25 protein-coding genes and 1 pseudogene are annotated in these 14,693 nt (G+C 58.9%); all 26 read right to left on the minus strand.

All coding sequences use genetic code 11. The annotated features are described in order from the left end of the window. Window positions 1-23 precede the first annotated feature (23 nt). Window positions 24-551, minus strand: coding sequence for a 50S ribosomal protein L15 (gene rplO, locus IPK17_RS09905; RefSeq protein WP_343417529.1), 528 nt, complete (start codon window positions 549-551; stop codon window positions 24-26). Window positions 552-557: 6 nt separating this feature from the next. Next, window positions 558-743, minus strand: coding sequence for a 50S ribosomal protein L30 (gene rpmD, locus IPK17_RS09910; protein ID WP_343417530.1), 186 nt, complete (start codon window positions 741-743; stop codon window positions 558-560). Beyond that, window positions 736-1,377 carry a 30S ribosomal protein S5 gene (rpsE, locus tag IPK17_RS09915; protein ID WP_343417531.1) on the minus strand — a complete coding sequence of 214 codons (642 nt, stop codon included), beginning with the start codon at window positions 1,375-1,377 and terminating at the stop codon, window positions 736-738. The genes rpmD and rpsE overlap by 8 nt, the downstream gene beginning before the upstream one ends. Further along, window positions 1,377-1,754, minus strand: a complete 378-nt coding sequence (gene rplR / locus IPK17_RS09920) for a 50S ribosomal protein L18 (RefSeq protein ID WP_343417532.1) — start codon at window positions 1,752-1,754, stop codon at window positions 1,377-1,379. The genes rpsE and rplR overlap by 1 nt, the downstream gene beginning before the upstream one ends. A gap of 3 nt (window positions 1,755-1,757) precedes the next feature. After that, window positions 1,758-2,306, minus strand: a complete 549-nt coding sequence (gene rplF / locus IPK17_RS09925) for a 50S ribosomal protein L6 (protein ID WP_343417533.1) — start codon at window positions 2,304-2,306, stop codon at window positions 1,758-1,760. A gap of 13 nt (window positions 2,307-2,319) precedes the next feature. Next, complete coding sequence (gene rpsH / locus IPK17_RS09930) at window positions 2,320-2,724, minus strand: 30S ribosomal protein S8 (protein WP_343417534.1); 405 nt, start codon at window positions 2,722-2,724, stop codon at window positions 2,320-2,322. Window positions 2,725-2,739: 15 nt separating this feature from the next. Continuing rightward, window positions 2,740-2,946, minus strand: a complete 207-nt coding sequence (locus IPK17_RS09935; RefSeq protein WP_343417535.1) for a type Z 30S ribosomal protein S14 — start codon at window positions 2,944-2,946, stop codon at window positions 2,740-2,742. Between the two features lie 18 nt (window positions 2,947-2,964). After that, the gene (gene rplE, locus IPK17_RS09940) at window positions 2,965-3,510 is read right to left on the minus strand and encodes a 50S ribosomal protein L5 (protein WP_343417536.1); all 546 of its coding nucleotides are present in this window, start codon (window positions 3,508-3,510) and stop codon (window positions 2,965-2,967) included. Window positions 3,511-3,520: 10 nt separating this feature from the next. Then, a complete protein-coding gene (gene rplX / locus IPK17_RS09945) occupies window positions 3,521-3,844 on the minus strand; it encodes a 50S ribosomal protein L24 (protein WP_343417537.1) in 324 nt (107 codons plus the stop codon). A 20-nt stretch (window positions 3,845-3,864) separates the two neighbouring features. Then, complete coding sequence (gene rplN, locus IPK17_RS09950) at window positions 3,865-4,236, minus strand: 50S ribosomal protein L14 (protein WP_343417538.1); 372 nt, start codon at window positions 4,234-4,236, stop codon at window positions 3,865-3,867. A 19-nt stretch (window positions 4,237-4,255) separates the two neighbouring features. Then, window positions 4,256-4,567 (minus strand): 30S ribosomal protein S17, encoded by a 312-nt coding sequence (gene rpsQ / locus IPK17_RS09955; RefSeq protein ID WP_343417539.1) that lies wholly within the window; start codon window positions 4,565-4,567, stop codon window positions 4,256-4,258. A gap of 5 nt (window positions 4,568-4,572) precedes the next feature. Then, window positions 4,573-4,782: a 50S ribosomal protein L29 gene (gene rpmC, locus IPK17_RS09960; protein WP_343417540.1), complete on the minus strand. Its 210-nt coding sequence runs from the start codon at window positions 4,780-4,782 to the stop codon at window positions 4,573-4,575. Further along, complete coding sequence (rplP, locus tag IPK17_RS09965; RefSeq protein ID WP_343417541.1) at window positions 4,783-5,229, minus strand: 50S ribosomal protein L16; 447 nt, start codon at window positions 5,227-5,229, stop codon at window positions 4,783-4,785. It lies immediately after the preceding gene. Between the two features lie 12 nt (window positions 5,230-5,241). Then, entirely contained in the window at window positions 5,242-5,922 is a 681-nt protein-coding gene (gene rpsC, locus IPK17_RS09970) for a 30S ribosomal protein S3 (protein ID WP_343417542.1), read from the minus strand. A 1-nt stretch (window position 5,923) separates the two neighbouring features. After that, window positions 5,924-6,265: a 50S ribosomal protein L22 gene (rplV, locus tag IPK17_RS09975; protein ID WP_343417543.1), complete on the minus strand. Its 342-nt coding sequence runs from the start codon at window positions 6,263-6,265 to the stop codon at window positions 5,924-5,926. Window positions 6,266-6,276: 11 nt separating this feature from the next. Further along, complete coding sequence (rpsS, locus tag IPK17_RS09980; protein WP_343417544.1) at window positions 6,277-6,549, minus strand: 30S ribosomal protein S19; 273 nt, start codon at window positions 6,547-6,549, stop codon at window positions 6,277-6,279. A gap of 19 nt (window positions 6,550-6,568) precedes the next feature. Next, window positions 6,569-7,402, minus strand: a complete 834-nt coding sequence (gene rplB / locus IPK17_RS09985; RefSeq protein WP_343417545.1) for a 50S ribosomal protein L2 — start codon at window positions 7,400-7,402, stop codon at window positions 6,569-6,571. Window positions 7,403-7,404: 2 nt separating this feature from the next. Continuing rightward, window positions 7,405-7,701: a 50S ribosomal protein L23 gene (rplW, locus tag IPK17_RS09990; protein WP_343417546.1), complete on the minus strand. Its 297-nt coding sequence runs from the start codon at window positions 7,699-7,701 to the stop codon at window positions 7,405-7,407. A gap of 2 nt (window positions 7,702-7,703) precedes the next feature. Then, complete coding sequence (rplD, locus tag IPK17_RS09995; protein ID WP_343417547.1) at window positions 7,704-8,348, minus strand: 50S ribosomal protein L4; 645 nt, start codon at window positions 8,346-8,348, stop codon at window positions 7,704-7,706. A 6-nt stretch (window positions 8,349-8,354) separates the two neighbouring features. After that, a complete protein-coding gene (gene rplC / locus IPK17_RS10000; RefSeq protein WP_343417548.1) occupies window positions 8,355-8,993 on the minus strand; it encodes a 50S ribosomal protein L3 in 639 nt (212 codons plus the stop codon). 79 nt (window positions 8,994-9,072) lie between these two features. Then, complete coding sequence (rpsJ, locus tag IPK17_RS10005; protein ID WP_343417549.1) at window positions 9,073-9,381, minus strand: 30S ribosomal protein S10; 309 nt, start codon at window positions 9,379-9,381, stop codon at window positions 9,073-9,075. Window positions 9,382-9,459: 78 nt separating this feature from the next. Continuing rightward, window positions 9,460-10,656 carry an elongation factor Tu gene (tuf, locus tag IPK17_RS10010; RefSeq protein ID WP_343417550.1) on the minus strand — a complete coding sequence of 399 codons (1,197 nt, stop codon included), beginning with the start codon at window positions 10,654-10,656 and terminating at the stop codon, window positions 9,460-9,462. A gap of 56 nt (window positions 10,657-10,712) precedes the next feature. Continuing rightward, complete coding sequence (gene fusA / locus IPK17_RS10015; protein WP_343417551.1) at window positions 10,713-12,824, minus strand: elongation factor G; 2,112 nt, start codon at window positions 12,822-12,824, stop codon at window positions 10,713-10,715. Between the two features lie 25 nt (window positions 12,825-12,849). Then, a complete protein-coding gene (gene rpsG / locus IPK17_RS10020; RefSeq protein WP_343417552.1) occupies window positions 12,850-13,317 on the minus strand; it encodes a 30S ribosomal protein S7 in 468 nt (155 codons plus the stop codon). A gap of 47 nt (window positions 13,318-13,364) precedes the next feature. Further along, window positions 13,365-13,796 (minus strand): annotated as a pseudogene (gene rpsL, locus IPK17_RS10025) (30S ribosomal protein S12); the annotation flags it as partial. A gap of 334 nt (window positions 13,797-14,130) precedes the next feature. After that, window positions 14,131-14,643, minus strand: coding sequence for a GNAT family N-acetyltransferase (locus tag IPK17_RS10030; protein WP_343417553.1), 513 nt, complete (start codon window positions 14,641-14,643; stop codon window positions 14,131-14,133). Window positions 14,644-14,693 lie beyond the last annotated feature (50 nt).

The raw sequence follows: 14,693 nt of genomic DNA on the forward strand, positions 1-14,693 counted from the left end.
TTACTCTCAACCCCTACCGGATTTTACGCCTGTCCATAGAATTTGGCGAGTTTTTCTTTGGGGAGCAGCTTCACGGTGAAGCGCGCGCCCGTCAGCGGCAGCGGGATCACTTCGAACGTGCCGCCCGCGCCCGTGACTTTCGCCTGAGCGCCCTTCGACAAGCGATGAGCGCGAATGGAGAAGGACTTCGTGAGGTTGCCTTCGCCGAGGATCACCACCGGACGGTCGGCCTTGCGGACGAGACCCACTTCCGCGAGCACTTCCGGTGTGATGGCCGTGCCAGCTTCGAACCACTCTTCGAGCGCGCCAACATTCACTTCCTGATATTCAATGCGGAAGATGTTGTTGAAACCGCGCTTGAACGGCAGGCGGCGCACCAACGAGAGCTGACCGCCTTCAAAGTACGCCGGGCTCTTGGAGGTACGACCACGAGCGCCCGCACCAGCGGAACCACGACCGGAGGTCTTACCCTTGCCGGACGCGATACCGCGACCGAGCCGGGTCTTCTTTTTCTTAGAACCCTTGTCGGGCTGTAAATCGTGCAGCTTCATAGATCGTTACTCCTGCACATCTTCGACTTGCACGAGGTGGCGAATCTTGAACACCTGCCCGCGCACCGTCGGCGAATCTTCTTTAACAACGCTCGTCTTCACGCGGCGCAGCCCGAGGGCATTTGCCGTGTCGCGCTGGCTCTTTTCGTAGCCAATCGGGCTCTTGACCAGCGTAATCTTGATCTTAGCCATTGCTCGTCGTCTCCGTGTCACGGCGCTGACGCTCCCAGAACGGGCGCATCTGCTCCACCGGCTTACCGCGCATCGCCGCGAGTTGTTCGGGCGAACGCAGCATTTCGAGGGCGGTGATGGTCGCCATCGCCACGTTCAGCAGGTTGTTGCTGCCCTGGCTCTTGGTCAACACGTCACGAATACCCACGGCTTCGAGGACGGCACGCACGCCACCACCGGCGATAACACCGGTACCGGGCGCCGCCGGACGCAGCAGCACTTTCGCGCCACCGTATTCCGCCACCACCGGATGCGGGATGGTCGGGCCAGAGATGGAGACCGTCCGCATCTGCCGACGAGCACGATCCGTGCCCTTGCGGATGCTGTCCGGCACAGCGCGTGCCTTGCCGATGCCGATGCCGATCCGCCCCTTGCCATCGCCAACGACGACGACGGTGCGGAAGGCGAAGCGACGACCGCCCTTGATTACCTTGGCGACGCGTTTAATATCGATAACGCGTTCGTCAAGTTCTTCTTTTTCCTCACGAGGCTCACGCTCACGGTCGCGCCGATCACGGCGGTCACGACGCTGACGTTCACCATCACCGCCTTCGCGGTTGTCACGCGGATCGCGTTGTTCGTTATTCTTCGGCATTAGAACTCCAGACCCCCTTCGCGTGCACCTTCGGCAACCGCCGCCACGCGACCATGATATTGATAGCCGCCTCGATCAAAGACGACTTTGCTGATCCCGGCGGCTTTGGCGCGCTGCGCGATGACCTGACCGACGATCTTGGCGGATTCCTTCTTCGTCTTGCCGTCGATCTGCGCCGCGACTTCTTTGTCGATGCTGGACGCAGACACGAGCGTATGACCGGCGATATCGTCGATCACCTGCACGTAGATGTTATCGAGGCTGCGGAAGACATTCAGACGAGGACGTTCGGCCGTCCCCATCACGCGACCGCGCACCCGGCGCTGACGCCGCGCGCGCTGCTCACGTTTGTTGATAAGCTGTTTTGCAGTCGCCATAACTTACTTCCCAGTCTTCCCGACCTTGCGGCGCAGGACTTCATCAGAGTAACGCACGCCCTTACCGAGATACGGTTCCGGCGGACGCAGTTCGCGGATGTTGGCCGCGACCTGACCCACCACCTGCTTATCCACACCCTTGACGCGGATGAAGAATTCGGTCGGGTTCGGACGCTCAACTTCGAACGTGATATGTTCCGGCGGCTGGACCACAATCTCGTGCGAATAACCGAGCTTCATGACCAGGTTCCCACCCTTGACTTCGCCGTTGTAACCAACGCCGGTCACGGTGAGCTGGCGGGTATAGCCTTCCGACACACCCTTGACCATGTTCGCCACGAGCGCCCGGGTCAAACCATGCAGCGCCCGGTGTTCGCGTTCGTCGGACGGCCGTGTGACGACAAGGTTGCCCTCTTCCTGCGCCACGGTGATATCCGGGTGAACGTTGAACGTGAGTTCGCCCTTCGGCCCCGTCACGGTCAACTGCTGACCACTGATGGTCGCAGTCACCTTCGCGGGGATCGGGACGGGTTTCTTACCAATACGAGACATCGCTAACCCCCACTTACCACACGTAGCACAGGACTTCGCCGCCTACGTGTTCGCGACGCGCCTGCTGCGCCGTCATCACGCCCTTAGGGGTGGTGACGATGGCGATACCGATGCCCGACATAACGCGGGGCAGGTCAGCGCGGCTGCGATACACACGGCGTCCCGGCTTGCTCACGCGCTGAATGTGCGTGATGACCGGCTTACGTTCACGGCGGCTGCCATGATACTTGAGATTGATCGTGATCAGGCTGAAGGGTTTCTGTTCACCGAGGGAGTAATCCTCGATGTAGCCTTCTTCCTTCAGAATACGAGCAATTTCCACCTTCAGCTTGCTCGCCGGCACTTCGACGGTGGACATGCCAGCCAGCAGCCCGTTACGGATGCGTGTCAGCATATCTGCAATAGGATCGCTAATCATGCAATATCCTCTTTCTTACCAGCTTGACTTGACCACGCCGGGGATCTTGCCCTGAAGCGCCAATTCACGGAAATGGATGCGGCACAGGCCGAAGCGGCGGATATAGCCGCGCGGGCGACCACACGTTTTACCCGAATTCGGGTCGATATATTGGCAGCGATTCCGCACTTGCACTTTATACTTGCGGCGGCCTTCGCGTGCCGTCATGGATCTCTTTGCCATAACAGACTCGTTCCCCTACTAGCTCTCGCGGAAGGGCATCCCCAGCAGCTTCAGCAGACGACGCCCTTCCTCGTCAGTCTGAGCAGTCGTGACGACGGTAATTTCCATGCCGCGCACTTTGTCGATCTTGTCGTACTGAATTTCCGGGAAGACCAACTGTTCGCGCAGACCGATGGTGTAGTTCCCGCGCCCGTCGAAGGTATCCGGCGAGACGCCGCGGAAGTCACGAATACGCGGCAGAGCCACGTTAATCAACCGGTCGAGCAGCGCCCACATGCGATCGCCGCGCAGAGTCACTTTCGTGCCGATGGCGCGACCTTCACGCAGCTTAAACGCCGCGATGCTTTTCTTGGCTTTGTTGATCACGGGCTGCTGCCCGGTGATCATGCGCAGGTCAGCGACCGCGCCATCCAACGACTTGGGTTCGTCAATCGCTTCGCCCACGCCGATGTTGACCACGATCTTTTCGACGCGCGGAACTTGGTTGATGTTCTTGTACTTGAATTCCGACATCAACGCCGGGACGACCTGATCTTTGTACCGCTCAATGATTTTGTAAGCCATGATCGCCCTCTTACTCGATGTCCTTGCCGCACTTCTTGCACACGCGGACCTTGAAACCGTCCTCGCGCACTTTGAAGCCGACACGGGTCTTCTTGTTGCAGTTCGGGCACACGAGCATCACGTTCGACAGGTTGAGCGGCGCATCAAATTCCACGATTTGCGCGGGAATCTGCTGGTTGCCCGCCTGCTTGGCCTTCTGGTGACGCTTCATGACGTTGATGCCCTGCACCACGACACGATTGTCTTTGGGAAGCACGGCGGTCACTTCGCCGCGTTCGCCCAGGTCTTTCCCGGCGATCACCTCAACGGTATCGCCCTTCTTAATCCGCTGCATCTTCTACCCTCACCTTTTCTTTACAGGGTTTCCGGCGCAAGCGAAACGATTTTCAGGTAACCCCGGTCGCGCAGCTCGCGCGCCACAGGCCCAAAGACGCGGGTTCCGCGCGGGTTCTGGAGGTCGTCGCTCAGGATCACGGCGGCGTTATCGTCGAAGCGGATGTACGATCCGTCTTCACGCCGGTATTCCTTCGCCACGCGCACCACCACCGCCTTGACCACATCGCTCTTTTTCACGCTGCCGCCGGGTTGCGCGCTCTTCACGGTGGCGACGACGATGTCGCCAATGCCACCGTAACGACGGAACGAACCGCCGAGAACGCGAATCACCAAGATTTCCTGCGCGCCGGTGTTATCGGCGACTTTAAGACGGGATTCGTTCTGGATCATCTTAGCTTTGCTCCGTCACTTATTCTTCGTCAGTGCTGCCCGTCAGACCGGCTTCATCCGCCAGCTGACCGACTTGCAAAGCGCCCGTCGACTGAATGACTTCTTCGACCACCCAGCGCTTGTGGCGGCTGAGGGGCTTGCTTTCCACAACGCGGACGAGCGCGCCTTCTTGAATGGCATTGCTCTCGTCGTGCGCCATGATTTTCTTCGTCGTCTTCACGACCTTCTTGTAGATGGGGTGCATCTTACGCATTTCAATCGACACCACCACCGTCTTGTCCATTTTGTTGCTGGTAACACGCCCGACCAGGCGGCGACGTTTATTCGTCATCGTGTTTAACCCTTCCGCCCTTGCGTATTGAGGTTCCGCTCATGCATCACCGTCAAAATGCGGGCAATCGTGCGCCGCGTCAGGCGGATCGCATTTTGGTCTTCCAACTGACCGAAGGCCTTCTGGAAACGCAGGTTGAACATCGCTTCACGCTGATCTTCGAGTGCATCCACCAGAGCTTCGTCGTTCAATTCACGGATTTCGCTGACGTCCACTTAGACAATCCCTCCACCGACTTCCTGGCCGGAAATCGGGTCAATGCGGCGGACGATCTTCGTCCGAATCGGCAGCTTGTACGACGCGAGGCGCAGCGCTTCCTTCGCTTCTTCGTCGGGGATACCGCCCATTTCGAACAGGATACGACCCGGACGCACCACCGCCACCCAGTATTCCACCGAGCCCTTACCGTTACCCATACGGGTTTCGGCAGCGCGCTTGGTGAACGGCTTGTCGGGGAACACGCGGATCCAAATCTTGCCGCGGCGCTTGATATAACGAACCATCGTGCGGCGCGCCGATTCGATCTGACGGCTGGTCAACCAGATCGGCTCCAGCGCCTGCAGGCCATACTCGCCGAAGGAGACGGTCGAGCCACGCTGAGACAGACCCTTCATGCGCCCGCGCTGCTGCTTACGGTACTTGACACGTTTAGGCATCAACATAATCACATACTCCTACGGGCTGACGTATACTTCTTTGTTTTCGCTCTGCGGCTTCGGCTTTTCGATGCCGAGAACTTCGCCCTTGTAGACCCACACTTTGACGCCAATGCGTCCGAAGGTGGTCAGGGCTTCCGCCTGCGCGAAATCGATGCTCGCCCGCAGCGTGCTGCGCGGCACGCGACCTTCGCTCGCCCATTCGCGCCGCGCCATGTCGCCACCCGCCAAACGTCCACTGACTTCGATCTTGATGCCCTGCGCGCCTTGGCGCATCGCCTGGCTGATCGCCCGCTTAATCGCGCGGCTGTGACCGATACGACGTTCCAGCTGCCCCGCGATGTTTTCCGCGACGAGCAGAGCGTCCGTATCCGGCTTATCGATCTCGTTGACTTCGACTTTCGCCTTCTTACCCGTCAGGTCTTCCAGACCCTGGCGGATTTTCTTGACCGCATCGCCCTTACGTCCGATCAGAATACCGGGACGGGCGGTGTGGATCGTGACCTGGAGCTGGTTCGACTGCCGCTCGATCTCGATGCGCGACACCCCTGCCTTTTCGCCTTCCTTCTTCACGTAACGACGGATGGCGAAATCTTCCTGCAGGAGGTTGCGGTAAGCCGAGCCTTGAGCATACCAACGGGCATCCCAGTCACGGTTGATCTTCAGCCGGAAACCGACTGGATGTACTTTACGCCCCATCCTAGTTTGCCTCTCGTTCAGCCAAAATGACGGTCAGGTGCGACGTCCGGCGCTTGCGCGGCTTGTAGCGCCCGCGAGCCCCCGCCTTGAAGCGCTTGAGCATGGGACCACCATCGGCGAAAATCTTGGTGATGATCATGTCTTCAGCAGACAGATCGTAGTTGTTTTCGGCGTTCGCAAGTGCCGAGGCGACGAGTTTGCGGACAATGACCGCACCCTTCTGCGGCATAAATTGCAGTGCCGCCATCGCTTGCTCTGCCCCCATCCCACGCACTTGGTCGCAGACCAAGCGCAGTTTCTGCGGGCTGATCGATACGTAACTCCAGCTTGCGCGGACTTCCATCTTCGATCTCCCTACTTCTTCTTCTTTTCGACCAGATGACCGCGATAGGTCCGCGTGGGCGCAAATTCACCCAGCTTGTGACCGACCATGTTTTCCGTGATGTAGATCGGAATGTGGCGGCGACCATCGTGGACGGCAATCGTGTGACCCACCATCTGCGGGAAGACCGTGCTGTCACGGCTCCACGTGCGAATCACAACTTTCTTATTCTCAGCATTCAGCTTCTCAACTTTCTTGAGCAGCTTGGGGCTGATGAAAGGACCTTTTTTCAGTGAGCGACCCATCGTCTTATTCCCCTACCGACTAACGACGCTTGCTGCGGCGACGGACGATGAACGCATCGGTGCGCTTGTTGCGGCGCGTCCGCTTGCCCAGAGCAGGTTTACCCCAGGGCGTCTTGGGACCGGGCATACCGATACCGGAACGACCTTCACCACCACCGTGCGGGTGACCACCGGGATCCATGGCGATACCACGAACCGACGGACGCCAGCCCATCCAGCGAGTACGACCCGCCTTACCGAGCTTGATGTTACCGTGGTCGGTGTTACCTACCTGACCGATCGTCGCCATGCAGCGTTCATGCACCAACCGAACTTCGCCGCTCGGCAGACGCACCTGGCAGTAGATGCCTTCCTTCGCCAGAAGCTGGCCGGAGACACCCGCCGCGCGCGCCAACTGGCCGCCGTTGCCGGGGAGGAGTTCAATATTGTGGATCATCGTACCGACGGGAATGTCACGGATGAACAGCGCGTTCCCCGTGCGGATTTCCGCCAATTCGCCATTCGCGATCCGGTCCCCGACCTTGAGGCCGAGCGGAGCGATGATGTAGCGCTTTTCGCCATCTTCGTACTGGACGAGGGCGATACGCGCCGAACGATTCGGATCGTACTCAATCGCCAGAACCGAAGCGGTCGAGTCGAACTTGTTACGCTTGAAGTCGATGATACGATAACGACGCTTGTGACCGCCGCCGCGATGACGCACGGTGACACGCCCCATGTTGTTGCGCCCGGAGCGCTTACGCAGCGCTTCGGTCAGCGACCGTTCCGGCTTCGACTTCGTGATTTCTTCGAACGTGTGACCCGTCATGCCTCTGCGACCTGCAGAGGTCGGGTTGTAAACTTTAATCGGCATGGTTAGACCTCAAACATCTCGATCTTGTCGCCCGGTGCGAGCGTCACGATTGCTTTCTTCCACTCCTGCGAGCGACGGTATTCGTGACGACCACGCACGCCGCGCTTGGCGGGCAGGATCAACGTGTTGACCTTGACAACCTTCACGTCGAAAATCGTCTCCACCGCCTGCCGAATCTGCGGCTTGTTCGCGTCCTTGTGGACTTCGAACACATACTGGTTATTCGCTTCCATCATGCCGCTGCTTTTTTCGGTGATCACCGGGCGGCGGAGAACGTCGTACAGATGCAGTTCAGCCATTTTTACGCATTCTCCTTCGACTCGAGTCCCCAAATCTTGACGATGACATCGAGCGCCTTCAGTGAAACGATGACCTTGTCGTACTGCAGCAGGTCACGAACGTTCAGGTAATTGGTCAGCAGGGGCTTGGCATTGTCGAGATTGCTCACCGTACGCTGCACGAGCTTTTCGTCATGCGTGAACAGCACCAGCGTGGACTTTTCGCCCGCCAGCACGTTCAGGACCTTCGCCATATCCTTCGTCTTGGGCGACGAGGGGGTGATGTCGGTGACGAAAACAAGCTGGCCATCGGCGAGCAGCGCGCTCAACGCACTGCGAATCGCGCCCTGACGCATCTTCTTAGGCATGTCGAGGCTGTAGTCACGGGGCTTGGGGCCAAAAGCGCGACCGCCGCCAACAAACTGCGGAGCCGAACGCGACCCGTGACGAGCACGACCGGTGCCCTTCTGCTTGTACATCTTCGCCGTGGTGCGGCTGACTTCGCTGCGCCGCTGCGTGCTGTGCGTGCCGAGGCGGGCATTCGCCATCTGGCGAACATAAGCCTGGTGCATCAGCCCTTTGTTGACTTTCGCTTCGAAAATATCGGCGGGCAGGTCGATCGTTTTCACCTGCTTACCGTTGATATCCAGAACTGGTACTTGCGCCATGGTCAACTATCCTCTCCGTACACGAGCGGGCTTGACAACGACAATGCCGCCGTTCGCGCCGGGGACGGACCCACGTACCGCGAGGAGGTTCTTTTCCGCATCGACCACCACGACCTCGAGGTTCTGGGCGGTCACGCGGTCATTACCCATACGTCCTGCCATGCGCTGACCCTTGAACGTGCGACCGGGCGTCGTCGTCATACCGACCGAACCGGGGGCGCGTTCACGGTCGCTTTGACCGTGCGTCTTGGGCTGGCGGTTGAAGTTATGCCGTTTGATCGTACCGGCGAACCCGCGGCCCTTGCTCTTGCCAATGACGTCGACGCGTTCGCCTTTCGTGAACACGTCCGCCTTAATCGTTGCACCTTCTGCCACGTCGACTTCGCCGTTCTTGATGCGGAATTCGCGCAAGTGGCGGAGGGAGGGCAGGTTATTCCGCTTCAGGTGACCGAGCGCGCCGCGCGTGAGGCGCTGCGCCTTGGTTTCACCGAACCCCAGCTGAACGGCGACATAGCCGTCTTTTTCAGCCGTGCGAATCTGCGTTACGTAGCACGGTCCCGCCTGAATGACGGTGACGGGAATGACATTCCCGACGTCATCAAACACTTGGGTCATGCCGACTTTCTTACCGATGATGCCTTTCATTCAATATGCCTCCAGAGAGCGTGAACGCGCTCCCGAATAGTTATGCAGAGGCGGGCAAGGCTACCCGCGTGCCAGCGTGTTAAATCTTGATCTCAATATCGACGCCTGCGGGCAAGTTCAGGCGCATGAGCGTGTCAATCGTCTTGCTATCGGGGTCCAGTACATCGATCAGACGCTTGTGGGTGCGAATTTCGAAGTGTTCTTGCGAGTCCTTATCGATGAACGAGCCACGCATCACCGTGAAGCGTTCGACGCGGGTGGGCAGCGGGACGGGTCCCACCACGCGCGCCCCGGTGCGTTCCGCCGTCTCCACGATCCGCTGCGCCGACTGGTCGAGCACGCGGTGATCGTAAGCTTTGAGGCGGATGCGAATCTTGTTTTTAAACATGTCGATATTCCCTCTGAGTAAGAGTGCCGGGTCAACTGCCCCCGGCACTCTCTCTAATTTCGTCTATGCGTCGCGGTCTTAGGGGAGGATCTCGGTGATCGAACCCGCGCCGACGGTGAGACCGCCTTCACGGATAGCGAACTTCGAGCCTTTTTCGAGCGCGACAGGCATGATCAGCTCGACTTCAAGATTCACGTTGTCGCCGGGCATAACCATTTCCACGCCTTCGGGCAGCGTCACCGTGCCGGTCACATCCATGGTGCGGATGTAGAACTGCGGGCGGTAGCCGTTGAAGAACGCCTTGTGACGGCCGCCTTCTTCCTTCTTCAGGATGTAGACCTGGCTCATGAAGCGCTTGTGGGGGGTGATGCTGTTCGGCTTCGCCAACACCATACCGCGTTCCACTTCTTCACGCTGCGTACCGCGCAGGAGGATACCGGCGTTGTCACCGGCTTCCGCCGCATCGAGTTCCTTGTGGAACATTTCGATGCCGGTCACGGTCGTCTTGATGACTTCGTCGCGCAGACCGATGATGGCGATTTCCTCGCCCTTCTTCAGCGTGCCGCGTTCGACACGACCGGTCACCACCGTACCACGGCCCTTGATCGAGAACACGTCTTCGACCGGCATCAGGAACGGCTTGTCCTTGTCGCGGACGGGGGTCGGGATGTGATCATCGACCGCCTGCATCAGCGCGAGGATCGGCTGATATTCGGGCGCGCCAATGTCCATGCTGGTGCTTTCATTCGCATGCAGCGCCGAACCACGGACAATCGGGGTGTCGCGGAAGCCGTAGCTTTCCAGCAGTTCGCCGAGTTCGAGTTCGACCAGTTCCAGCAGTTCCGGGTCGTCGAGCTGGTCGACCTTGTTCAGGAACACGACCATCGCGGGCACTTCCACCTGACGGGCGAGCAGCACGTGTTCGCGCGTCTGGGGCATCGGGCCGTCCGGAGCGCTCACCACGAGGATCGCGCCGTCCATCTGCGCCGCACCGGTGATCATGTTCTTGATATAGTCACGGTGTCCGGGGCAGTCGACGTGTGCATAGTGACGGGCATCGGTTTCGTATTCAACGTGACGGATGTTGATCGTGATACCACGAGCCTTTTCTTCCGGCGCGTTGTCGATGTCGTCGTACTTCATACGCTGCGCCTTACCAGCCAACGCCAGCGTCTTGGTGATCGCGGCGGTGAGGGTGGTCTTACCGTGATCGACGTGACCGATGGTCCCGATGTTTACGTGCGGTTTCTTACGCTCGAATTTTTCCTTGCCCATTGTTAGTCCTCTTGTCTTTCGATTACGAACTTACGTTAGGATGGGTGGCTGACTAATCAGCCACCGCTCTTGATGACTTCATCAGCAATGCTGGCGGGCGCGGTGCTGTACTTCTCGAATTCCATCGTGAAGCTGCCGCGACCCTGGGTCATATTGCGAATTTGCGTCGCATAACCGAACATTTCGCCGAGGGGCACATTCGCGCGCACCGACGTTGTCCCAGCGCCACGCGAGTCCATGCCATGAATGATGCCACGACGTGACGACAGGTCGCCGACAATCGTCCCGGTGTGTTCATCGGGCACGACCACTTCAACCTTCATCGTCGGTTCGAGCAGCACGGGCTTGCCCTTCTGCACGGCTTCCTTCAACGCCATCGAACCGGCAATCTTGAACGCCATTTCGCTGGAGTCAACATCATGGAACGCGCCGTCAACCAGGCTCGCCTTCACGCCAACCACCGGATACCCGGCCAACACGCCACCCTGCATTGCTTCGCGGATGCCGTTTTCGGTCGGACGGATGAATTCGCGCGGGATCGTGCCGCCCTTGATGGCGTCCACGAACAGCAAGCCTTCTTTCACCTTCGTCAGATCATCGGTTTCTTCGTTGATCGGCTCGACTTCGATGACGACGCGGGCATACTGCCCCTTACCACCCGACTGCCGCTTGAACGTCATATCGACACGCTGTTCGCGGGTGATGGTTTCGCGGTAGGCCACGCGCGGACGGCCAACGGTCGCCTGCACGTTGAATTCGCGCATCATACGATCCACGAGGATTTCGAGGTGCAGTTCGCCCATACCACGAATCTTCGTTTGACCGAGCTTTTCATCGACCTCAATCTTGAAGGTCGGATCTTCTTCAGCCAGACGCCGCAGCGCCTCGCCCATCTTGTCCTGATCGCCCTTGGTGTTCGGCTCAATCGCGACTTCGATCACCGGTTCAGGGAACGAAATCTTTTCGAGCACAATCGGCTTGTCAGGGTCGCACAGCGTATCGCCCGTGAACGTGCCCTTCAGCGCGAGGATCGCGCCGATGTCGCCCGCGCGGACTTCTTCGATGTCTTCACGGCTGTCCGCGAACATACGCACGATACGGCCGATGCGTTCACGGTCGCCCTTGGTGCTGTTGAGCAGCGTCGAACCGGCTTTGACTACGCCTGCATAGACGCGGAAAAAGGCGAGACGCCCAACATAGGGGTCGGTCAGAATCTTGAAAACCAACGCCGTTGCGGGTTCGCTGTCATCGGCATGCCGGATGAGTTCTTCCTCGGTCTTGGGATGGTGTCCCGTAACCGGCGGAATATCCAGCGGCGAAGGCAGCAGTTCAACCGCCTTGTCCAGCATCAGCTGCACGCCCTTGTTCTTGAGCGCCGAACCGCACACGACCGGCTGCACCTTGCTCGCAATGGTGGCCGCCCGCAGGGCTGCCAGCAGTTCGTCGTTGTTAATTTCCTCACCCATCAGGTACTTTTCGGTGAGGTAGTCGTCGTTTTCGACAACCTTTTCAATCATTTCCGCGCGCAGCGTTTCCGCGCGTTCACGATAGGCTTCGGGAATGGGATGAGTTTGGATGTCCGTACCCAGATCGTTCCCGTAGGTGTACAACTGCATATCGATGAGATCGATGATGCCCTTGAAATCTGAACCTTCGCCGTAGGGGAACTGCACCGGAACGGGGTTCCCATGCAGGCGCTCGACGATCATATCAATACAGCGCTGCCAGTTCGCGCCGGTGCGGTCCATCTTGTTGATGAAGCACATGCGCGGTACCTGGTAGGTATTCGCCTGACGCCACACCGTTTCTGACTGCGGTTCCACGCCAGCCACGCCGTCGAAGACGACGATGCCGCCGTCCAGAACGCGCAGGCTGCGCTGCACTTCCGCCGTGAAGTCCACGTGGCCGGGAGTGTCGATGATGTTGATCTGGTGACCCTTCCACGATGCCGTGATCGCGGCGGCGGTGATGGTGATCCCGCGTTCGCGTTCCTGGGGCATGTAGTCGGTGGTCGCCGCGCCATCATGCACTTCCCCGATTTTGTGCACTGCACCGGTATAGTACAGCACGCGTTCGGTCGTCGTGGTTTTACCCGCGTCGATGTGGGCGATGATCCCGATATTGCGAACCTTGCTCAGGTCCAGTTGTGTCTCTGTTCTTTTCGCCATGCGTTAAGGTTGACTTCCCTTATGCCTAACGGAAATGCGCGAAAGCGCGGTTGGCTTCCGCCATACGGTGCGTGTCGTCTTTTTTCTTGACCGACGCGCCCTGACCATTGAAGGCATCCATCAATTCGCCGGCCAACTTTTCGGCCATGCTGCGACCGCCGCGCTTGCGTGAATTCTCCAGAATCCAGCGCATCGCGAGCGTCGTACCGCGTTCCGTCGGCACTTCGACCGGAACCTGATACGTCGCACCACCAACGCGCATGGGCTTGACTTCGATCGCCGGGGCGACGTTGCGCAAGCTCTGTTCCATCACGTCAATCGGGTTACGCTTCAAACGTTCTTCGATCAAATCCAACGCGCCGTACATGATGCCCTGCGCGATGCTCTTCTTGCCGCCGCGCATCATGCGATTGATGATCATAGCGACATGGAGATTATTGTATTTATTGTCCGGCGGGGTGATCCGCTTGGCGGGACTGTTTCTTCTCGGCATTTCGCTATACCTTTACTTCTTGCCTTTAGCCGGAGCGCCCTTGCGCCCGCAGCCGCTTGACCCGGCTTCGGTCGCTTGGAACCGTACTTGCTCCGCGACTGTTGGCGATTCTTGACGCCGTCGGTATCCAATGTACCGCGCACGATATGGTAGCGGACGCCCGGAAGATCCTTCACACGGCCACCGCGCACGAGAACAACGCTGTGTTCCTGCAGGCTGTGACCTTCACCGGGGATGTACGCTGTGACTTCGATGCCGTTCGAGAGGCGGACACGCGCGACTTTCCGCAAAGCGGAGTTCGGTTTCTTCGGCGTCATCGTCTTGACGACGGTGCAGACGCCGCGCTTTTGCGGCGAGCCCTTCTTACGGCGAGTGCGCTTCTGGCGGTAGACGTTGAGCGTGTATTGCAAAGCCGGGGCTTTGCTCTTCGACTTCTTCGCCTTCCGTCCCTTACGCACCAACTGGTTGATCGTTGGCATAAATGACTCCACTCGTCCTAAAAACTATCGCCTGTAACAGGCACGCAAAAAGGCGTACTGAATCGTAACGCCTGTATGCATCTTGCTTGTGGCGAGCCGTTCCGCCGTGCGGGACACTTTCGCCACCTCTCGTCAATTCCGGTGCTGGTGCATTGCCTCTCACGAGGGTACAGAGCGCCGTACATGCGTTGAGGAATGGTAACATTCCGCAACAGTGGAGTCAAGGGGGAGCGCGGGACTGGAAACGATCCACGTCATGCAAGTCGTCCAGTTTCTACGAATCTGATTTGGATAGTTTGTCCGAATGCGCGAATGGCCCAAAATCAGCGGCGTTTCAGCCCTCCAAACGCAGTTTGAGGAAGATCTCGTGCTCCATCATGGCAGGTGGCAGGGTAAAGAATGGTTCCATTGGCTCAAAGCCGAATGAACGGTAGAGGGTATGCGCTTCCGTCAGCACATCGACCGTGCTCAGGATCATCTCGCGATAGCCACACTGCCGCGCCTCTGCCACCAACCGCTCAACCAGTGCCCTGCCCACCTTCTTACCGCGGAACTCCGGGCGCACCCACAGCCGCTTAACCTCGCAGATGCCCTCGTCGTACTTGTAGAATGCAATACACCCCGCGGTCGCCTGAGCATAACGCGCGAGGAGCAGCCGACCATCCGGCGGCGCATAGCGCCCCGGCAGTTCGCTGAGTTCTTGCTGGTAACCGGCCGTCGTCGGCACGGAGTCCAGATCGTCAAGGTCTTTATCAACCTCCGTGCGGAGAAACTCAAAGTATTCGGTGAGGAGGAGCTGGACTTGCTGGAAGTCCTCTGCGCTCACGGCCTGTTCGATGCTCAGCATACAACTTCCTTTATATAGAGTGGGTGCGCGACGCCTGATTTTACCGCCAA

This window comes from Candidatus Flexifilum breve (genome assembly GCF_016713355.1).